This window comes from Corynebacterium sp. HMSC077D03, from assembly GCF_001808545.1.
Taxonomy (GTDB): Bacteria; Actinomycetota; Actinomycetes; order Mycobacteriales; family Mycobacteriaceae; genus Corynebacterium; species Corynebacterium simulans.
In genome coordinates, this window is record NZ_KV793690.1 from 49442 (window position 1) to 70184 (window position 20743).

The following is a 20743-nucleotide window of genomic DNA, read 5'->3' on the forward strand; positions in this document are numbered from 1 at the left end:
CTCAGCAGTATCTTGGCCAAGAACTGACTTCCGCTTCACTTCCTGCGTGCAGGAACGATGGCATCAAGCACGTATTTCCGCAGCCGGCGGGCACGGCCCAAGGCGCTGGGCAGTATGAACGGGGTAAACGTGTGCAGCCCGCTGTAATGCATTGAGGCCATGGCGCAGGAGGATGGCGTGGCCTTCATCGAGGCCTTCTTCGCTGGGCCACACGGGCGCTCGCGCATCGAGACCGAGCAGCTGGACTTTCGCCGCCTGCCCAAGCACACGCGTGAGGTGTTGGAGAAGGCCATCGTCGGGGCGGATAGCAAGCCGGAGCGCGACCTCACCCGGGGCCTTGAACCCCACGTCAAAGTCCGCAACAACGTGCGGGTTGGGCCCTACCGCTGGGACTTGATGCTAGAGGAACACAAGGTTGCCATCGAGGTGGACGGCTATGCGTATCACAAAGGCGAGAACCGGCAGCGCTTCGAAATCGACCGCCAGAAGCTTAACGACGCCATCCAGCGCGGCTACCTGCCCCTCCACTTCACCGCCGCCACGATTGAGCACCACCTTGACGTCGCTGTGCACCAGGTCCTCGCGGTCATCAAACGGCGGGGCGAGTTCGTTCCTCCGCCGTGGAAGTGGCACCACTACTGGCGGTGGGAAGGCGAGCGGTGCGGCTAGGAAGCCGCACCGTGCTTAGGAGCCACAGCGGGAAGCGAGCCAAGAATCGAGCTCGGATTCCGGGGCATCGGGGGCGATGGGGTCCTCGGCGAATTCCTCGCCGGTGCGCGCCTTGTCCTTGGCCGTGGTGAGCATGAGCGAGCGGCCGTCCGGGTAATCCAGAACCACGTTCGCGGAGGCGTAGCCGGCGGTCGGCTCGCCGAAGGTGCGCACGTTGTCCAGCCCGCGGAAGGCCAGGAGGGCGGCTTCGGCGGAGGAGGCGGTTTCGTCGTCGGTAATCACGGCGACGGGAACCTCAAGTTTGCCGCCCGACGTGGTGGTGGGCGTGCCGCCGCCGGTGACGGAATTGCCGTCGATGACCACGTCAGATGTGCCCATGCGGCTGACGAAGGAGAGCGCGGTGCCATCCGGCAGCAGGGGGCTTAAGCCCGCGTACATCGGGCCCATATCGCCGCCGTCGTTGCCACGCAGATCCACCACGGCGGTACAGGCCTCCGGGTGGGCAGTCAGGCCTTGAGCCAAGGTATCGGCATAGGCCTGGCCATCATCGTGGCGGCCGATAGACGGGACGGTGGCGCGCAGGATGCCGTCCTCGAAGGAAACCGAGGGCTCGGCGTTGTCGATGGCCTTTTCCTTCTCGGTGTTAAAGACCTTGGAGTGCTTGCCGCCGGCGGCATCGATGGCGGCAACGAGGAGCTCCGCGTTGGTCGGGTCCTCTTTGAAGGCCTCGCGGGCGCGCTGAAATTCTTCGCTCTCGCCATAGATTCCGGTATACGCTGCGGTATCCACCATCGCGGTGTTGATACGTTTTTCGCTGGTGTTGAAAAGAATATAGGGCTTGCCCAGGAGCGCCCCGCCATAGGAGGGGCCGAGGAAGTACACGGCGGCGAGCACCGCGATAAAGGCAACGACTAAGAGTCCGCCAAAAGTTTCAGTACAGTTTTCATTCTTTTCGACCTCCTGTGCGCAGCACGTAGCCGCGCAACGGTTCAACAAGGACAATGGCAAGAAGCGTGACCACCCAGCCCACCGCCAGGAAGCCGAAGGCCATAAGCAGGCGAGCGCTCACGTCGACGTCGCTTGAATCGAGGCCGGAGAAGAACATCAGCGAGGCGATGCCACCGCCGAAGAGGAAGCCGAAGAAGCTCAAGCCCACGACCGGGCCCATGACGGTCCAGGCACCGGAGCGGAACTGGAAGCCGCGCGGCACGCCCATGAGATCCAGGGAGCGGATGAGCTCCTTGTCTTCGAAGATGCCGGAGACCTGGCCCAGGATGATGGACATGGTGGTCAGCGTGAAGCCGAAGATGAGGGTTAACAAGACACCGGTGGAGATGTCCTTGAACACCACGTTCGTCCCCGGGTCTTCCTTCAGAGATAGGGCCAAAGCGTCTGCGCCCAGGGGCGCGGCAACGAGGAATCCCGCCAAGTAACCGAAGAAGCCGATGGCAGCACTCCGCCGCCAGGCGGGGCGCGCATTGCCCGCCACGCGCTGGCAGGCCACGAAGTGCGCGGTGCCTGGGAAGAGGGACAAGATGTGCGCGCCGAGCTGCAGGATGAAGGGAGCGATGAGGTTGATGCTCATCAGCATGCCGAACATGACCACGATGACCATGGCGGTCGGCGGGCCCGCCTTGCCGAAGAGGAAAACCCCACCGGCCGCCACGATGATGAGGAAGACGATGGCGCGCCACCAGCGGTAAGCCGCGGGCATCTGACGCTTGGCCACGCCCAGCGGGCTCACACGCACGCGCTGCATGCCGACGAATGCGGCGCCGATGGCCAGCAGGAAAAGCACACCCGCCACGGCGAGGTAGCCCCACCACGGGAGGAGAAGCTCGGACAGAGCGATGGGGCGCATCTGGAAATCCAGCTGGGTGAAGACCGGCGCGACGAGCAGGCTGATCAGCCCACCGAGCACGATGCCGATCACCGCCTGGAGGCCGGTCTCCACAATGGCCATGCGCTCCACCTGCCGGGAGCTCAGCCCCAACAGGCGCAGGGTGGCCAGGCGCTGCTCCCTGCCGGACGCACCGAGGACGGCTGCTTGGGCTGTGAGGTTAAACAGCGCCGGAAGAATGAACGCGCAGGCAAAAAGGGCTAGGGCGAACCAGATATAAAAACAGGCCGTAATATCGTTGCCGAAGGCCTCCTTGAGTGCCGGGGCGGCATCCTCGACGTGCTGGGCGCGCTGCCAGAACATCCAGGTACCACCCGCAACGAGGAAGGCGATGGCGGAGCCAATGGTCAAGCTCACAATCGCCAGCATCGAGACGATTCCCGTGCCTGAGCGCGCGCGAATAGATTCGCGCTGCAGGTCCATAACTAGGGTCGCGGTGTTCATCGAATCACCCCAAGGCGGCGGTCGTCGTGAATGATGCCATCGCGAATCTCCACGCGGCGCTGCATCCAATCGGCCACCTTCGGGTCATGCGTGACCATGACCAGGCTGGCACCCGACTGGCGCACGATGGTCGTGAGCATCTGCATCACCTCGTGGCCGGTGGACTGGTCCAGCGCACCGGTGGGCTCGTCGGCGAAGACGATGCCCGGATTTGCCACCAGTGCACGCGCGATGGTCACGCGCTGCGCCTGGCCACCGGAGACCTGCGCCGGGCGACGATCCGCCAAACCGCCAAGGCCAAGCTGACCAAGAAGCTCCATCGCGCGCTTGCGGGCAGCCCCACGCGATACTCCGTTGAGCATGGCGGGCAGCGCCACGTTGTCCACGTTGCTCAGCTCCGGCAGCAGCTGGCCGTCTTGGAAGACGAAGCCGAAGTTGCGCAGGCGGGTGCGGGAGCGGGGGCCGTCGCCAAGCGCGGAGAGCTCCTCGTCGCCGTAGCGCACGCTGCCGTGCGTAGGCGTCAGCACGCCGGACATGCAGTGCAGCAGCGTGGATTTGCCGGAGCCGGACGGCCCCATGACGGCCACGAGCTCGCCCGGTTCAATGTCGAGGGAGATTCCAGCGAGCACCGGGCCGCCGCCGAAATCCTTGGTGATGTCTGTCAGGGAAAGTGTCTTTGCCATGTCTCTCATTCCACCGTGCCGGGCCCGCGGAAAGAACAGCCCTAGCGTTGCTCTTTAAGGTAGTGCCAGCACTACCCCTGCAGTTCGGGGCGCCCGTTATGCTGTGAACCGTGTTCCGTAAAAAGCCCCAACCCACCACGCACGAGCAGCAGCAGGCGCAGCAGATTGCGCAGCTCACGGCCTCGCGCCGCGCCATCGCGGACGCTTACGAGGTCGAGCGCGCCCGCATCGAGCGCGACCTGCACGACGGCGCGCAGCAATACCTCGTGGCCGCGAGCATGAAGTTGGGCGAGGCTCTTCTCAACGCCCCCGCTGACCTCACCGAGCTCCTCACCGCTGCTAAGCAGGACGTGGACCGCGGCCTGAATTCTCTGCGCGCCACGGTGCACGGTATTCACCCACAGGTGCTGCAGGATCACGGCCTGGTCGCCGCGCTTGCCGACGCCGCCTCCTCCCACGGCCCCCACGTCAGCGTCTTCGCCCCGCATCCTCTGCCTGAGCTCTCCGCCTCCGTGCTGGCCTGCGGCTATTTCTTCGGCACGGAAGCTTTGACGAATGCGGCCAAGCATGCGCCGGGCGCGCCAGTCTCGGTGCTGGTGACCTCGGACGATTCGCTGCGCATCACCGTGGTGGATGAGGGCCACGGCGGCGCACAGGTCGTCCCCGGGCACGGCCTGGCGGGAATGGCCGAGCGCCTCGCCGCTTTCGGCGGAGAGATGACGCTGAGCTCTCCCCCGGGCGGGCCGACGAGGCTGGCGTGCTCGATTCCCCTTCTTCTCGATCGCGGACAGTCAGGAGTTCACCAATGAGTTTGAGAATCGTCGTGGCGGATGACTCCGCCATTCTGCGCGAGGGCCTCGCCGGCCTGTTGGAGCGCCGCGGGCATTTAATTGTGGGCCAGGCGGACTCCGCCCCGGCGCTTGAGGCGGTGGTGGACAAGCTGCGCGATGAGCTTCCGGACATCGTCATCACGGACGTGCGCATGCCGCCGGGCATGGGCGACGACGGCTTGAAAGCCGCCGTGAACTTAAGAAACGCATACCCGGGCCTGCCCGTCATGGTGCTCTCCCAATATGTGGCCCCCGCATACGCGGTGGAGCTCTTCGACTCCCCCGATGCCGGCACCGGCTACCTTCTGAAAGACCGCGTCTCCGAAGTGCGGGACTTCCTCTCCAGCCTGGACGTGGTGGCCCAGGGCGGCACCGTCATCGACCCCACCGTGGCTCAGGCTTTAATGAGCTCCGGACGCAGCGGCTTGGGTGAGCTCACCCCGCGCGAGCTCGAGGTGCTCGAACTCATGTCCCGCGGCAAGTCCAACAAGGACATCGCCGCCGAGCTCGTCCTTTCTTCCGCCGCGGTGGCCAAGCACGTCTCCAATATCTTCACCAAGCTGCGTTTAGATCCCAGCGAAGACAACCGCCGCGTCAAGGCAATCTTGGAGTACCTCTCAGCGCACCGCTAAAGCCCGCGCCCGCCCACCGTCGACAAGAGCACCCTGACAGAGACCGTCCACAGGATCCCAAGGAAACTGTGACGCAAGACATATAAGCTTGTTCGTGCCCTTACCCAACCCACCCCGGAAGGACCCCGCTTAATGGATGTGCAGCTCAACATCGTGCGCTTTAAGAAAGAATTGATTGCCGACCATGACTATTTTCTGGAGTTAATACAGACGGAAGGGCTGGATTCCTTTCGTAAGCCGGATCCAGAAATGGAAGAGGCATCGGCGGCACTCTCCAAGTTCTTCGAACAGGACGTGCCCGCGCATTCGGCCGTCACGGTCACGATGGATTCCAGCAATTTAGAGCTCCAAGAAAAGCTAGCTTTGTTGGCGTATTACCACGGCTTGGTGGTCTTCATTGGAACCACAGACATCCTCTTTAATGCGACTGGAATCCCCACGAGCAGCAATGGCCTTTCCTCCATCAGGAACTGCATGGGAACTATGTGGCGACAGGTCAGCAGACCTATGCTTGATCGCGCCTTTGAAGACGCACTCCGCCTGCCGGTGTCCGAACAGACGTGGATTCAGGTAATCAACTATGGCTCGGAAGAACGAAGCTACGGCCTCGAAATGTCCATGCACGTGCGCGCAAGCGGCCAGTTCGAACTGATATGGTCCAGCCTCCCTCCAGAGGCCACTGAACCGGTATTCCGCACACTCACTGTCGATACTTACGAAGAAGCACGAGAAATTCTGCTTTCCTTCAGTGATCGCAACCCGTTGATCGAAGAATTCGCATGGGAGCCGCTTTCTCAGCGCGCATCAAAACCTATCCTGGATCCTTCAGTCCGCCACGAAACACCCTGGCGCCGGCTGGACGCGGTGAAGGAGCTCCCCGAAGGCGTGATGGTCCACCTGCACAAATGGCCAACATTTTCCCTGGCCTACGGCCGCAATGCACAGGGACAGTGGACCGCAAAGGTTTACGATAACCTCGGCACCGACAATGTGCAGACCTTCGATATTGCAGACGAAGTCATCGCAGTGGCGGAGCACTATTTAGACGGCAACGGCGAGATGATTTCCACGGTCTTCCCGGACTCTTCATCTTCGGATCCCGCGCCGTACACCACGGTCACAGCAATGGAGCTACCAGAGCGCGAGGAACAGTGGACTGAAGCATCAGTATGCATGATGCACCGCATCCGCGCTGACCATAATGGCGAGCCCAGCCCTCGGATGCAGAAATACATTGAGAGGATTAACACAAAGCTCGGAAGCGAAATCCTCCTCGCTGAGGAACAGGTAGAGGCCCAAGCACTTACTCGGCTGCTCATCCCTGCTGACGTCAGGACGGTCACGATCGAGAGACTAACTCATCTGGCACAGGACTATGGCATTTCGCTTGTTGTCGATGATTCCCTGGCGCTGTATAACCCGTCGGGCAAGCCGCTTCCAGGGGCTGAGAGCTGCCAGTTGAAGCTACTCGCGGATAAGTTGTATGTGAACACTTGGGAGGTGGCTACATCCTCCTCCGTACTCGAAGCTGGGCTTCGCTTCTTCACAGGATGGAAGCTTGAGGTTCGATCCGGGAGTCAGGTGGACTTCCAGGAGCGTTATACCTTGGCAACCACCTACACGGGCGACAACGTTTCGCTTGACCTTGTCACCCCCGACGGGAAACTACACGAAATCCCTTCTACCCCACTGCCCCTTGCTCTGGGTGTGATGGTTGAATTCACCTACTCCCCAGCGCAATTGGTGGACAAAGTGAATTGGCAAGATCAGAAGTCGTCCTCAGATATCCCTGAGGAAGAGCGCTTCATGGTCAATGCCACGGTCTTCGGCTCGGCCGCATATCTTTTCAACGATGACCTTCTCGAAGCAGTTCGCCAGGACGGCTTCCCCGAAGTGGGAGCGTGGGTAGCGGCCTTTGACCGAATAGTTCCGGGCGATTACTGCCAGGTCGACCGCGTGGAACCCTCAGAAACAGGAGCAGCGCGCTACCTCGTCGAATGGGGCCACAACAACGGTGAGGAGGAAAGCTTCCAGATGCTCCTTGAGGACATCGACGAAGCCTTGTCCCTCCTTGAGCGGTTTGTGAACGGAGACCGCGCAGAGTTTGAAGCTCTTCCATGGACGCGACGAGTGGAGTAGCAACACTAGGCCCTCCGCGTGACTAGGGTATGGGGCATGAGAAACGTAACGCCACAGGAAGTACCTGAGAACGCCCAGCTTATCGACGTCCGCGAGGACCACGAGTGGAACACCGAGCATGCTCAAGGCGCCACGCACATTCCGATGGGCGAACTTGTCGAGCGCCTCGACGAGATTGACTCGGACCGCGATGTCTACGTCATCTGCCACCTTGGCGGGCGCAGCATGCAGGTATGCCAGTACTTGGAGCACACCAAGGGCTGGGACGTCATCAACGTCGAGGGCGGAACGGATGGTTGGAAGGCCCAAGGTTGTCCCATGGTTTACCCCACACAGTAGTGGTACCATTTACGGTACCACTACTGTGTGGTTTCAAAGATAGAAAAGATCCTCATCAAGATGCGGACTTCTCGGAATAATGTTCGCTTCTCTGAGCTGCAACTTGAGTGCGACTTCTATTTCTAGGAGCAGACCATGAACCTCGCAGACAAATACACCTACCAAACCGCGTGGTCCGAAGAGGATGGAGAATTCGTTGCCACAGTCCTAGAGTTCCCCTCCTTGTCATGGCTCGACTCCACTGCAGCTACCGCTGAGTCCGAGCTGCGCAGCATCGTCGAAGAAACTCTAGAAGATATGCAACGCAACAATGAGCAAGCCCCAGAACCTTTTGGCCAACGCAGCTTTTCCGGAAAGTTCAACCTTCGCATCCCTCAATCGCTCCACCGGAGCCTCACCATTGAAGCGGAGCGAGAGGGCGTATCCCTTAACACCCTCATTGTTCAGAAGCTAGCCTCGGCGTAAAACTAATGGGCCATAACCCATAATTTAGGTGTTCCGCCGTAGGCGCGTTAGAATCATCGGCATGCCTTCATTGAATTCTATTTCCATCCCTACCGCGCTCCTAGAGTCTCCTTCCTTCCAGCTGGAGCGCCTCCGCCGCCGCACCCGCGACGGCGTCGAGCAAGCGCTCAGCACCCGGCAGACCACCATCCGCGAGTACTGGGTACTTACCTGCCTCGTCGATGGTGACGTTGCTTCCCAGTCCGCGCTCTCCGAGACCCTCGCGATCGACGCCTCCGACATGGTGCGCCTCATCGATTCCCTGGAAGAGCGCAACTGGGCCAAGCGCGAGCGCGACCCCAAGGATCGCCGCCGTCAGATCGTGGCCTCCACCAAGAAAGGCGTGAAGGCCCACAAGGAGCTCGCGGAGCTCGTCGCCGCAGCCGAGGACGAAGCCCTCGACGAGTCCACCTCCAAGCAGCTCAAGCACCTGCGCAAGCTGGCCCGCGCCATCATGTCTTCAAGCGAGGGTGATGCTTAAATGGCGGAAGAGGACGCTAGTACCGGGCGCCACGCGCTGCCCGAAGACCTTTTAGATTCCCGGCAGCCCGGCGCGGGCTTCGTGCATGTTCCGGAGCAATACCTGTTGCGGGATCGCGCGCCGCGCGAGCGCACACTGTGGGACATCGTGCAAACCACTGCAGAGCTAAACCCGGACGCCGCCGCGCTTGACGACGGCGAGGTGCTCACCTACTCAGAGCTCATCACCGATGTCCAGGCATGGGCCGCCGAGCTGCAGGCCAACGGCGTCTGCCGCGGCGACCGCATCGGCATCCGCATGACCTCCGGCAAGCGAGAGCTCTATCTCGCGATTCTGGCCACCTTGGCTGCGGGCGCGGCCTATGTGCCGGTCGACGCAGACGATCCCGACGAGCGCGCCGAGATGGTCTTTGGCGAGGCCGACATCGATGGCCTGTTTACGGATGAGGGCTTCCGATCGCTGCGTTCAGCTGAGCGCGTAGGAAAGGACGCCCACCAGGGTGCACCGACGCCGGATGACACCGCGTGGATCATCTTTACCTCCGGTTCCACGGGCAAGCCGAAGGGCGTGGCCGTCACCCACCGCTCCGCGGCCGCTTTCGTGGATGCCGAGGCCGCACTGTTTTTGGTCGATCACCCACATGGCCCGCTGGGCCCCGACGACCGTGTGCTAGCCGGGCTGTCAGTGGCATTCGACGCTTCTTGTGAGGAGATGTGGCTGGCCTGGGGCCACGGTTCCTGCCTGGTGCCGGCGCCACGCTCTTTGGTGCGCTCCGGCATGGACCTAGGCCCGTGGCTCATCCGCCGCGACATCACGGTTGTTTCCACGGTGCCGACCTTGGCGGGCCTGTGGCCGGCAGAGGCGCTGGACAATATCCGCCTGCTCATCGTCGGCGGCGAGGCCTGTTCCCAGGAGCTGGTAGACCGCCTGGCAACAGACGAGCGTGAGATGTGGAATACATACGGCCCGACGGAGGCGACGGTCGTCGCTTGTGCCCAGCGCATGGTGCCGGGCCAGCCGGTTTCCATCGGCTTGCCTTTGAACGGCTGGGACTTGGTGGTCGTGGATAAGCAAGGCTTCCCGGTGAGCGTGGGCGAAGTCGGCGAGCTGGTTATCGGCGGCGTCGGCTTGGCTCGCTACTTGGATCCGGCAAAGGATGCGGAAAAGTACGCGCCGCTGGACTCTATGGCGTGGGAGCGCGCGTACCGCACGGGCGACCACGTCCGTCTGGAGGAAGACGGCCTGTACTTCGTGGGTCGTATCGATGACCAGGTCAAGATTGGCGGCAGGCGCATCGAGCTCGGCGAGGTCGAAGCCAACGTGGCGGCCCTGCCGAACGTCTATAACTCCGCGGTGGCAGTGCAGAAGACGCCGGGCGGCGAGTCCGTGCTGGTGGGCTACGTTTCCTTGGAGGATGAGGCGAAGGGCTTTGACGAAAAAGCCGCACACGAGCGTCTGGCCGAGACCATGCCGGCTGCACTCGTCCCGCGCATCTGCGTGATGGAAGAGCTGCCGGTGCGCACCTCAGGCAAGGTGGATAAGAAAGCCCTGCCGTGGCCACTTCCAGGCGTTGGTGTGGAGGCCGCGGGCCTTACCCAGACCGAGCAGTGGCTGGCGCAACTGTGGGTGGAAACGCTGGGCGTTTCCGTCTCGGATGAGAACGCGGACTTCTTCTCCCTGGGCGGTACCTCCCTGGCCGCGGCGACGTTGGTAGGCCGCATCCGTGAGCGCTACCCCACCGTGGCGGTGCGTGACCTCTACGACCACCCGCGCCTAGGCTCGCTGGCCGAGCACATCGGCGGTGTCGAGGAGCGGCCTTCGGCTGCGCCCAAACGCACGGTGCGCAAGGTGGGCATGGGCACGCGCGTGGTGCAGACGCTCATCCAGATTCCGGTGATGACCTTGGCTGCGACTTCGTGGCTGACCTGGCTGCTGCTTGGCTCGAATGTGGCGAACGCGCTCGGTGCGGATTGGGCGCTGACTACCCCGTGGTGGCTGGTTGCCGTCATGGTGGTGCTCTTTGCGACTCCGATTGGCCGCATCCCGATAGGCGGCATCGGCGCGCGCCTTATCACTGCGGGAATCAAGCCGGGCGACTACCCGCGCGGAGGCTCGGCGCACCTGCGCATTTGGGCCGCGGAGCGCTGGACTGATGCCTCGGGCTCGCGCTCGATTGCGGGCGCGACGTGGGTGAACAACTACGCGCGCCTACTCGGCGTGAAGATTGGCCGCGGCGTTGACCTGCACTCTCTTCCCCCGGTGACGGGCCTGCTCAAGTTGGGTGACCACGCGGCTATCGAGCCGGAAGTGGATCTTTCTGGCTACTGGCTCGACGGCGACGTACTGCACGTTGGCGCCATCAACGTTGGCGAAGGCGCGCGCGTTGGTGCGCGATCTACCCTGCTGCCGGGCACCAATGTGGGCAAGTACGCCCACGTGGAGGCCGGCTCCACGGTCACGGCTCGAAAGAAGATCAAGGACGGTCAGCGCTGGTCCGGTTCGCCTGCCAAGAAGGTAGGCCGCTCCAAGCACCGCTTCCCCGCCGAGCCGCCGAAGCGCCGCCCGTGGTGGGTTGCGTTCTACGGCGCAACGTCGATCCTGCTAGCCATCCAACCGGTGGTAGCTCTCGCTGTGGGCGCGGCCGTCGTTGTCGCAGGCCTTAGCATGACCGCGGGCAACGACTTCATCGGCTCGATCTTCTTCGCGCCGCTAGGCGCACTGGCGGCATTCGCCTGCTTCATGGCGCAGACCTGGCTGGGCGTGCGGATTCTGTCCATCGGCCTCAAGCCTGGCGTGGCTCCGGTACGGTCTGCTGCCGGCTGGCGCCTGTGGTCCGTTGAGCGTCTCATGGACGAAGCCCGCACGACGCTCTTCCCGCTCTACGCCTCGCAGCTAACCCCGACGTGGCTGCGCTCGCTGGGCGCGAAGATCGGCAAAGACGTGGAGATTTCCACAGCAGTGATGATTCCGAAGCTGACGGACATCAAGGACGGCGCCTTCCTGGCCGACGACACGATGATCGGCGGCTACGAGCTGGGCGGCGGCTGGATGCTCACGGGCGAGACCAAGGTGGGCAAGCGCTCCTTCGTGGGCAACTCCGGCATCACGGGCCCGGGCCGCAAGCTGGGTAAGAACTCGCTGGTTGCGGTGCTCTCCTCGACGCCGAAGAAGTCCAAGTCGGGCTCGAACTGGTGGGGTTCGCCGCCGGAGCGCATGCGCCGCGTGGAGGCCAGCGTTGAGGGCGTACAGGGCGAGTCCCTGACCTATAACCCTGGCTTCGGAGTGAAGGCGGCCCGCGGTCTCGTTGAGACCATGCGCCTGCTCGCGCCGATGACCTCGGCGATGCTGCTGGCAGCAACGTTAGCCACCATGTACGTGCTCGTGGATAACTACGGTGTGGGCCTTGCCTGGGCTGTCTCTGGACTGCTGCTTATGGCAATTGGCGCGGTCAGCATGGCTATCACCGTGGCCGTGAAGTGGATCTGCGTGGGCAAGCACCGCGCGGCCGACCACCCACTGTGGTCCGCGTTCGTGTGGCTCAACGAGCTGCAGGACACCTTCGTTGAGGCCGTCGCGGCGCCGTGGTTCTTCCAGCACACGCTGGGCACTGGGGAGATCAATCTCGGCCTGCGCGCGCTGGGCGTAAAGATCGGCGCGGGCGCCTGGATCGATTCCTACTGGTTCCCGGAGACGGATCTCTGTTACGTGGGCAAGGGCGCTTCCGTGGGCCCCGGCACCGTGGTGCAGACCCACCTCTTCCAGGACCGCGTTATGAGCTTGGATACCGTCACCATCGAAGACGGCGCGACCCTTGCTGCCCACTCGGTCGCACTGCCAGCATCGCTGCTTGGCGACGCCGGCACCGTCGGCCCCGGCTCGCTCGTCATGCGCGGCGACCGCGTGCCCGCCAACTCCGTATGGCAGGGCAATCCAATTGAGCCGTGGGACTAGGCCCGGCCTGCCGCCGATTATCCTCTGCGGAATTGGCTGCAGCGGCATTTTTCGCCGGCTTGCCTGCCTAGATGCCATATCGTGGGAAGATTCAACCGCCACCATCGTAGGCCCCACGATTTGGTACTTAGGGCGATGGGGCGCAAAGCAAAAGGCTGGATGCATCGTGCGTCCAGCCTTTCGGCGTTAGAGCCAACCTAGGGCCTCACGGCGAAACTAACGTTAGTCACCAATTTGGTCACGGCCGCGCATAACGATGAGCGGGTCAGGCTCGCCGACCAGTTCATGGTCCTTGTTGGTGTATTCGAACTTGGAGAGCACGTAGCGCATAGCGTTAATGCGGGCGCGCTTCTTGTCGTTGGACTTGATGGTGATCCACGGCGATTCTTCAGTATCCGTGTAGCGGAACTGCTCCTCCTTCGCAGAGGTGTAGTCGTCCCACTTGTCGAGGGACGCCAGGTCCATCGGGGAAAGCTTCCACTGACGCACTGGGTCAATTTGACGAATAGCGAAGCGGGTGCGCTGCTCCTTACGAGTAACGGAGAACCACAGCTTGGTCAGGGAAATACCGGAACCAAGAATCATGTTCTCGAGCATTGGCACCTCGCGCAGGAACTCTGCGTGCTGGGACTCGGTGCAAAAGCCCATGACGCGCTCGACGCCGGAGCGGTTGTACCAGGAGCGGTCGAAGAAGACGATTTCGCCGCCTGCTGGGAAGTGCTGAATGTAGCGCTGGAAGTACCAGGAGGTGGACTCACGCGGGGAGGGCTTTTCCAGTGCGACGGTGCGCGCACCACGCGGGTTCAGGTGCTCGTTGAAGCGCTTGATGGTGCCACCCTTGCCAGCGGCGTCACGGCCCTCAAACAAGATGATGTGGCGCTGGCCGGTTTCTTTGGTCCAGTTCTGCCACTTCAGCAGCTCGATTTGGAGCGCACGCTTGGTGGCCTCATACTCATCACGCGTCATGCGCTCTTCGTAAGGGTAGTTCTCTCGCCAGGTATCGATGGGGGAACCGTCCGGCATGATCAGCGCCGGGTCATCCTCATCAGAATCATCGACGACGTAGCCGTCGGTCTTAGCAAGGTCGATCTCGGGAAGTTCGTCGTCTTTAATATCAGCCATACTTAAAAGTTTACCGGTCACCCAACTATTCGGCGCGTTAAATTACACTGCAACTCTACCGATTTACCCCTAAGGTCTCCCCCACCCAGACATAGCAAAAGAGCCCCACCAAAAGGTGAGGCTCTTAGAATCGCTTACGCGATGGATGTTCTTAGACGAACATGCCGATCAGCTGGGAAGCGCCCTTAGCAATCTGAACGAGCGGATCGATCAGGGTTGCGTAGATGTTCAGGTCGTTTGCGAACTCGGAAGAACCGATTGCGAAGTTAATGAAGCCGTCCATTTTATCTCCTTAGGACTAGTATTGGAAGATTGAAGATCAGAACCTAAAAGGCCCCGATGAGAAGTAAATGAATTACTTGTTCTCAGCAATCAGGGAAGAGGTGCCTGGGAAGAAGTCAGATGCCTCAGGCTCGGAGGACAGGAAGTCGAAGACTTTGATGGTGTTCTGGAAGAAGGAACCAACGTTGCCCAGGATCTTGCCCCAGCCTTCCCAGGTGTCAACGAAGTTGTCGAGGTGGGTCTGAATCATGGAGAGGTCCATAATGAACTCCTTGAATAGGTTTCGGGTTCTTACACCCGAGGGTATTGCGGATTTGCAGACACCCTCTGTGGGCGTCACAAGTAACTATTTTGTCACACAGCGCTCAAAGATCAATCCGAAACTCTTGAGTTTTTAAGCCCCGGGAAAGCTCCCCATAGTTCCCAGCCGTCACTTTATACACAGCATACTCTAAGTCATTTCTTGCCCAAAAGTTAATCGATATGCCTATTACCAGCGGGTTTTCTGACGCTGGACAGAATTGATCAAATTCTTTGGTAAACGTGCGTAACAAACATCAGGAACGCTCCGATGAACACGGTCCAAAATTCAGAAATTCAGCGGGAAATCAGTTTCAAAATTGCCCTAATGCGGGGGTGCACCAAAGACCCCAGATTGGCCGTTTTCGCTTTCGCCCGGAGTTCCAGGCAGTCAAATAGAGGCGAAGGCGCAACCAATCAACCGCCATTCAGCCTCAAAAATGGACCACTGGCTGAGAAAATTGTTATTCAGTGTGAAAGTTGAGGTTTGGAAACGCACTTTTCATCTTTTCCGTGTAGCGACACGCGAAAGCGCCCTACGAGAGACGTTCTTTATCTCTCGTAGGACGCTTTAAATCGGCGGCATCTAGCTCGCACGGAGCCAAATGAGTGCCTTTCGAGGTTTGGGCTCTATTAGAAGCCCATGCCGCCCATAGCGTCAGCGTCAGGCATGCCAGCGCCTGCACCAGCAGGCTGCGGCTTGTCAGCAACGACAGCCTCAGTGGTCAGGAAGAGCGCTGCGATGGAAGCAGCGTTCTGCAGTGCGGAGCGGGTGACCTTGACCGGGTCATTGATGCCAGCGGACATCAGGTCAACATACTCGCCGGTAGCTGCATTCAGACCCTCGCCTGCTGGCAGGGATGCAACCTTGTCAGCAACAACGCCCGGCTCCAGGCCAGCGTTGTGAGCAATCTGCTTCAGCGGCGCAGACAGTGCCTCACGAACGATCTTGACGCCGGTTGCTTCATCACCGGTCAGGTCATTCAGCGCATCCAGAGCGGAAGCAGCCTGCAGGAGGGCGACGCCACCGCCGGCAACGATGCCCTCTTCAACGGCAGCCTTTGCGTTACGGACTGCGTCCTCAATGCGGTGCTTGCGCTCCTTGAGCTCCACCTCAGTTGCAGCGCCGACCTTCAGGACAGCAACGCCGCCAGCCAGCTTGGCCAGGCGCTCCTGCAGCTTTTCACGGTCGTAATCAGAATCGGAGTTTTCAATCTCAGCGCGGATCTGCTTGATGCGGCCGTCGATCTGCTCCTGGTTGCCAGCGCCCTGGACGATGGTGGTGTCATCCTTGGTAACAACAACCTTGCGTGCCTGACCGAGGTACTCAATCTCAGCGGTCTCGAGGGAAAGGCCAACCTCTTCGGAGATGACCTGGCCGCCGGTCAGGATAGCCATATCCTGCAGGGTAGCCTTGCGGCGGTCGCCGAAGCCCGGAGCCTTAACAGCAACGGACTTGAAGGTGCCACGGATCTTGTTCACGACGAGGGTGGACAGTGCTTCACCTTCAACGTCCTCGGCGATGATCAGCAGCGGCTTGCCGGTCTGCATGACCTTCTCCAGCAGCGGAACGAGGTCCTTGATGTTAGAGATCTTGGAAGAAACCAGCAGGATGTACGGATCCTCGAGGACTGCCTCCTGGCGCTCCATGTCGGTTGCAAAGTAGCCGGAGATGTAGCCCTTGTCGAAGCGCATGCCCTCGGTTACCTCGAGGTCCACGCCGAAGGTGTTGGACTCTTCAACGGTGATAACGGAGTCCTTGTTCACGGAGCCGTTACCCACGGTGTACATAGCCTCAGCGATCTTGGCGCCGATTGCCGGGTCAGCGGCGGAGATACCAGCGGTGGTAGCGATCTCTTCCTGGGTCTCAATCTCCTTAGCGGAAGAAAGCAGGGAGTCAACGACTGCCTTGGTAGCGGTCTCGATGCCGCGCTTGATGCCCATCGGGTTGGAGCCTGCTGCAACGTTGCGCAGACCCTCGCGTACGAGTGCCTGTGCCAGAACGGTAGCGGTGGTGGTGCCGTCACCGGCAACATCGTCAGTCTTCTTTGCTACTTCCTTAACCAGCTCAGCGCCGATCTTCTCATAAGGATCTTCCAGCTCGATCTCGCGAGCGATGGAGACGCCATCGTTGGTGATGGTCGGAGCGCCCCAGGACTTCTCCAGGACGACGTTACGACCCTTCGGGCCGAGGGTGACCTTTACTGCGTCGGCCAGCGTGTTCAGACCACGCTCAAGGCCGCGACGTGCCTCTTCATCGAAAGCAATAAGCTTTGCCATTGTGTTTGTGCTCCTTGATTTGTTTAGGACGACACTCACGTCTGTATCTATACGGACGCCCGCGACGGCACGGCTGGTGAGTGTTAACCAGCCTCAACCACATAGATGAGATTTTCTGGCACTTACCCGGTGGGAGTGCTAGCGACCATTCTGGCACTCGACCACTACGAGTGCAAGGAAAGACACGAACGCCCTCCAGTACGTTCGCTGTGAGCGTTCCGGAGGGTGTTCGTGTCAGAAATTAAGTTGCGGAGTTTGCGAAGTTTATTGAGTTCTTCGCGTTTTCGCGGTTCTACTCAGCCTTCTTCACCTTCTTGGCGGTCCAACGGTAAATAAAGCCCAGCACTGTGATGAACAGGATGAGGCCGAAGACGTTAGCGGAGGTGCCACCTTCGAAGATCTCCAGCGGGGACTCGCCGCCGGCTGCCGCGATGATGGCAGCATTGACCACGCCGAACAGAGACTCACCAACGATGAGGCCGGTTGCCAGCAAGGTACCCATGCGCTTGGAGAAGTCCGGATTAGCCTGCCTTGCCGCCCACTTATCGTAGAAGTAACCCAGGATTGCGCCAATCGGGATGATGATGGTCAGCGCGGCCGGAAGATACATGCCCATGCCCACGGCCAGCGGGGACAGGGAGAACTTCTTGGTGGTCTTACGCAGAACTTCATCAACAACAATGAGAACCGCGCCGATGACGGCACCGGTGAAGATGAGGTTCCAGTCCAGGGAGTTATCGAAGATGCCCGATGCCACCGAAGACATTAGCGCAGCTTGCGGGGCAGCGAGAGCGTCCTCCCCCGCGCCTTCCATGCCTTGGAAGCCGAAGCCGTTGAGCATGATCTGCAGGATCGGGGGAATGACAACGGAGCCGAAAAGGACGCCAATAATCAGCGCAACCTGCTGCTTCCACGGTGTCGCGCCGACGAGCTGACCGGTCTTCAGGTCCTGCAGGTTGTCATTCGAAATCGTGGCGATGCCGAAGACGATGGCCGCGGTGAAGAGGGTATAAGCCACCAGCGAAAGCGGGTCCGCGCTGCTGCCGCGAGTTACCGCGGCAATCAGCAGCGAGGCAGCCAGCACGGCGATGATGCCAACGGAAGAAATCGGCGAGTTAGACGCACCAATCAGCCCCGCCATGTAGCCGCACACGGAAGCGACGATGAGGCCAACCAGCAAGGTAAACAGCACCGAGACCGTAATCAGCACGCCCATGTGCTCGTGGATATCCGTGCCGCGTACGAAGTCCCACAGCAGCAGCGCAATCGGAACCATCAAGATGACGATGGTGCCAAGCACGTACGGGAACGGGATGTCACGCTCGGAGACGTCGACGGTGTGGCCTTCCTTGCGCTTGCGGGAGGAAGCCAGAGACTCAGAAATGCCCTTGATGATCGGGCCAGTGATCTTGATCAGCGTCCAGATCGCGGCGATGGCCATGGCACCGACACCGATGAAGCGGATCTCGCCGGAGAAAACGGAATCGACGGTATCAGCCAGCGCAGTGGCGTCCAGGCCAGAGACGTCGCCCGCAGTGTGCATCGGCAGCAGGAAGAAGTAGGAAATGATGACGCCGATGAGCATGGCAAAGCCGACAGCCGGGCCAACGAGGTGGCCCACACCGATAAGAGCCAGCGACAGCGAAGTACCCAAGGTGGTGGCACCAGAACCCAGCTTGAAGTAGGTCGAGACTGAGGAGGCTGCAGCCTTCATCGCAGCCAACAGCGCCATCACCGCGGAGATAACACCGCCAACCAAGATGACGCGCAAGCCCTGGGCGTTTTCTTCCGCAGCGACTTCCGACGCACCGTTACCATCGCCTACCTTGAGAACCTCAGCGGCGGCAACGCCCTCCGGGTAGGGCAGGTCAGAGCTGGTAATCAGCGCGCGGCGCAGCGGGATCGAGTACATTACGCCGAGCACGCCACCGATGGCGCAGACAGCTGCGGTCTCCCAGAAACTAAATCCCTTCCAGTAACCCACCATGACCAGGCCCGGCAGGACGAAGATGATGGCAGAAAGAGTGCCGGCCGCAGAAGCGATGGTCTGCACAATGTTGTTTTCTTTGACATTGTGCCCGGCAAAGCGACGCAGCACAGCCATAGAAATAACGGCTGCCGGAATCGAGGTGGCGAAGGTCAGGCCGACCTTGAGGCCGAGATAGACGTTGGCTGCGGTAAAGACCAACGTGATGAGTCCGCCGATTAGGATGCCGCGCAGCGTCAGCTCGCGCAAAGAACTTGCATCATTGTCTGTTGCCCCTGGTGAGTGGGACGCAGAAGCGGGGGAAGCCTGGACGGCGTCGTGTGCCATGCCGAGACCTTTCTAACGAGAAACCAATGTGAAGGTATGTGTATTTAATTATCGGAATTAAATATTCTTAGAACTCTAGTTCACCCGGGCACGATCTCAAACGTTCAGGCAATACTAATTTTCGGACAGGTTCCCCAAACAGCACCTGGCGTGCGTGTCCAAGCCTGCGAGTATGTTGGACAACATGACTGCTATTTCTGACTACATCGCAAATGATCGCGCGAATATCTTCGCGCAGCTCAAAGAACTCGTTTCTTTCAACTCCGTACACAACGAGCCGGGCCTCGAGGAAGAAGCCCAGAAGGCAGCGCAGTGGGTTGAGAAGACCCTTACTGACGCCGGCGTCAAGGTCGAGGCGGTGAAGACTGCGGACGGTTCTACCGCGCTCGTCGGCAAGCGCGCCGGCAAAGAGGGTGCCAAGACCGTCCTGCTTTACTCCCACTACGACGTAGTCCCGGTCGGCCCACGCGAGCCATGGGAATCTGACCCGCTGACCCTGACCGAGCGCACTGCACCTTCCGGCGATACCCGCTGGTACGGCCGCGGCGCGGCAGACTGCAAGGGCAACATCGCCATGCACCTGGCCGCCCTGCGCGCTATCGATGCAAACGGTGGCACCGACCTCAACCTGACCTTCCTCATCGAGGGTTCTGAGGAACGCGGCGGCGAGGGCCTGTCCGCACTCATCGAGGAGCGCCCGGAGCTTTTCGCTGCCGACGCCATCCTCATCGCCGATGCCGGCAACGCCAAGGCTGGCCAGCCCACGCTGACCACCTCCCTGCGCGGCGGCGCGCAGATTTATGTCCAGGTAGACACCCTCGAAGCCGGCGTACACTCCGGCCAGTTCGGCGGCGCCGCTCCAGATGCCGTTAAGGCGCTGATGCGCGCACTCGATTCCCTGAGCGACGAGCACGGACGCACCACTATCGACGGCGTCGATTGCGCCGGCACCTGGCCTCTGGCTGAGGGCCAGACCACCGCTTATAAGCCGGAAGATTTCCGTACCGACGCGCAGATGCTTGAGGGCACCGAAATCATGGGCTCACAAGATCCGGCCGGCGCCACCGAAATCGCTGACATGATCTGGGCACGCCCGGCCGTGACCGTCACCGGTTTTACCTCTACCCCAGTTACCGAGGCCGTCAATGCCGTTCCAGCTACCGCCGCTGCAAAACTGAACCTGCGCACCCCGGCCACCATGGATCCGCGCGCCACCGCCGAGGCAGTTGCCGAGCACCTGAAGAACCACGTTCCGTGGGGCGCTCACATCAAGGTCGACATTCTGGAGGCCAACCGCGGTTTCGAGACCGATCCTACAAAGCCAGCCGCAGCGCTGCTCGGCGAGTGCCTGGCTGAGGCATACGGCACTGCGACCAGCTCCCAGGGCATGGGCGGTTCCATCCCGCTGACCGTGGAGCTGCAGGAAAAGCACCCGAACGCAGAGATCGCGCTTTTCGGCGTGGAGGATCCACAGGCCACCATCCACTCGGCAAACGAGTCCGTCGATCCAAACGAGATCGAAAAGATCGCCACCGCCGAGGCTTATTTCCTCCAGCGCTTCGCCTAATCGCGCGGCAGACCGCACAGCAGACGCTGTGGCTGCGTTGAACTCGTGGGGCTATTGAGGCTGTGTTCAGCCAAAATAGCCCCATATAATACTGCCTGATTAAAAATCAGTGACTTTTGCTGGTTATGCCGGTATAGTGGCCGTATTGGCTGCGCCAAATGTGATACGCCCCCTACTTTCTTTTAAGGCAGGGCGTTGACGCTGCCAGCGGCACCCCTCTAGTGGGGTTTCCTTTTCACAGTGGTTCATCAACCAGGTCTTTTCGGTGGCCTAGATGTCTTCATCGGCGCATGCTCGATTTCGTGT

At 60.9% G+C, this 20743-nt stretch carries 17 protein-coding genes; 9 read left to right on the forward strand and 8 right to left on the reverse strand.

Going from position 1 to position 20743, the window contains the following annotated elements:
- Positions 1-159 precede the first annotated feature (159 nt).
- The gene (locus HMPREF2888_RS13105; RefSeq protein WP_246815045.1) at positions 160-669 is read left to right on the forward strand and encodes a DUF559 domain-containing protein; all 510 of its coding nucleotides are present in this window, start codon (positions 160-162) and stop codon (positions 667-669) included.
- A gap of 15 nt (positions 670-684) precedes the next feature.
- Here the strand turns inward: HMPREF2888_RS13105 and HMPREF2888_RS06820 are convergent, their stop codons facing one another.
- The 3 genes from HMPREF2888_RS06820 to HMPREF2888_RS06830 are packed head-to-tail and all read right to left on the reverse strand — an operon-like array spanning position 685 to position 3696.
- Positions 685-1563, reverse strand: a complete 879-nt coding sequence (locus tag HMPREF2888_RS06820; protein WP_246815046.1) for a S41 family peptidase — start codon at positions 1561-1563, stop codon at positions 685-687.
- A 49-nt stretch (positions 1564-1612) separates the two neighbouring features.
- Positions 1613-3013, reverse strand: a complete 1401-nt coding sequence (locus HMPREF2888_RS06825) for an FtsX-like permease family protein (RefSeq protein WP_062037110.1) — start codon at positions 3011-3013, stop codon at positions 1613-1615.
- The gene (locus tag HMPREF2888_RS06830) at positions 3010-3696 is read right to left on the reverse strand and encodes an ABC transporter ATP-binding protein (protein ID WP_062037107.1); all 687 of its coding nucleotides are present in this window, start codon (positions 3694-3696) and stop codon (positions 3010-3012) included. Before HMPREF2888_RS06830 ends, HMPREF2888_RS06825 begins: the two co-directional genes overlap by 4 nt.
- Before the next feature lie 110 nt (positions 3697-3806).
- Here HMPREF2888_RS06830 and HMPREF2888_RS06835 point away from each other — a divergent pair, with 110 nt between their 5' ends.
- From HMPREF2888_RS06835 to HMPREF2888_RS06865, 7 genes are all read left to right on the forward strand, one after another.
- A complete protein-coding gene (locus HMPREF2888_RS06835) occupies positions 3807-4505 on the forward strand; it encodes a sensor histidine kinase (protein WP_070518557.1) in 699 nt (232 codons plus the stop codon).
- Positions 4502-5158, forward strand: a complete 657-nt coding sequence (locus HMPREF2888_RS06840) for a LuxR C-terminal-related transcriptional regulator (RefSeq protein WP_070518558.1) — start codon at positions 4502-4504, stop codon at positions 5156-5158. The genes HMPREF2888_RS06835 and HMPREF2888_RS06840 overlap by 4 nt, the downstream gene beginning before the upstream one ends.
- A gap of 132 nt (positions 5159-5290) precedes the next feature.
- Complete coding sequence (locus tag HMPREF2888_RS06845; RefSeq protein WP_070518559.1) at positions 5291-7297, forward strand: hypothetical protein; 2007 nt, start codon at positions 5291-5293, stop codon at positions 7295-7297.
- A 36-nt stretch (positions 7298-7333) separates the two neighbouring features.
- Positions 7334-7636, forward strand: coding sequence for a rhodanese-like domain-containing protein (locus HMPREF2888_RS06850; RefSeq protein WP_070497955.1), 303 nt, complete (start codon positions 7334-7336; stop codon positions 7634-7636).
- A gap of 135 nt (positions 7637-7771) precedes the next feature.
- On the forward strand, positions 7772-8101 hold the full coding sequence (locus tag HMPREF2888_RS06855; protein WP_062037092.1) for a type II toxin-antitoxin system HicB family antitoxin: 330 nt from the start codon (positions 7772-7774) through the stop codon (positions 8099-8101).
- 61 nt (positions 8102-8162) lie between these two features.
- Positions 8163-8621 (forward strand): MarR family winged helix-turn-helix transcriptional regulator, encoded by a 459-nt coding sequence (locus HMPREF2888_RS06860; RefSeq protein WP_062037089.1) that lies wholly within the window; start codon positions 8163-8165, stop codon positions 8619-8621.
- Positions 8622-12572, forward strand: a complete 3951-nt coding sequence (locus tag HMPREF2888_RS06865) for a Pls/PosA family non-ribosomal peptide synthetase (protein WP_070518560.1) — start codon at positions 8622-8624, stop codon at positions 12570-12572.
- Positions 12573-12794: 222 nt separating this feature from the next.
- Here HMPREF2888_RS06865 and ppk2 read toward each other — a convergent pair whose 3' ends face one another.
- The 5 genes from ppk2 to HMPREF2888_RS06885 all read right to left on the reverse strand — a co-directional run bounded on the left by ppk2 (position 12795) and on the right by HMPREF2888_RS06885 (position 18870).
- Positions 12795-13694, reverse strand: coding sequence for a polyphosphate kinase 2 (ppk2, locus tag HMPREF2888_RS06870; RefSeq protein ID WP_061924765.1), 900 nt, complete (start codon positions 13692-13694; stop codon positions 12795-12797).
- A gap of 151 nt (positions 13695-13845) precedes the next feature.
- Positions 13846-13977, reverse strand: coding sequence for a hypothetical protein (locus HMPREF2888_RS13200; protein ID WP_256366445.1), 132 nt, complete (start codon positions 13975-13977; stop codon positions 13846-13848).
- A 72-nt stretch (positions 13978-14049) separates the two neighbouring features.
- Positions 14050-14238 carry a hypothetical protein gene (locus HMPREF2888_RS06875; RefSeq protein WP_061924768.1) on the reverse strand — a complete coding sequence of 63 codons (189 nt, stop codon included), beginning with the start codon at positions 14236-14238 and terminating at the stop codon, positions 14050-14052.
- A 671-nt stretch (positions 14239-14909) separates the two neighbouring features.
- Positions 14910-16556, reverse strand: a complete 1647-nt coding sequence (groL, locus tag HMPREF2888_RS06880; protein ID WP_061924773.1) for a chaperonin GroEL — start codon at positions 16554-16556, stop codon at positions 14910-14912.
- A gap of 292 nt (positions 16557-16848) precedes the next feature.
- Positions 16849-18870, reverse strand: a complete 2022-nt coding sequence (locus HMPREF2888_RS06885) for an OPT family oligopeptide transporter (RefSeq protein ID WP_082778656.1) — start codon at positions 18868-18870, stop codon at positions 16849-16851.
- Positions 18871-19054: 184 nt separating this feature from the next.
- Between HMPREF2888_RS06885 and HMPREF2888_RS06890 the strand changes: the two genes are divergently transcribed.
- The gene (locus HMPREF2888_RS06890; RefSeq protein WP_061924878.1) at positions 19055-20437 is read left to right on the forward strand and encodes a dipeptidase; all 1383 of its coding nucleotides are present in this window, start codon (positions 19055-19057) and stop codon (positions 20435-20437) included.
- Positions 20438-20743 lie beyond the last annotated feature (306 nt).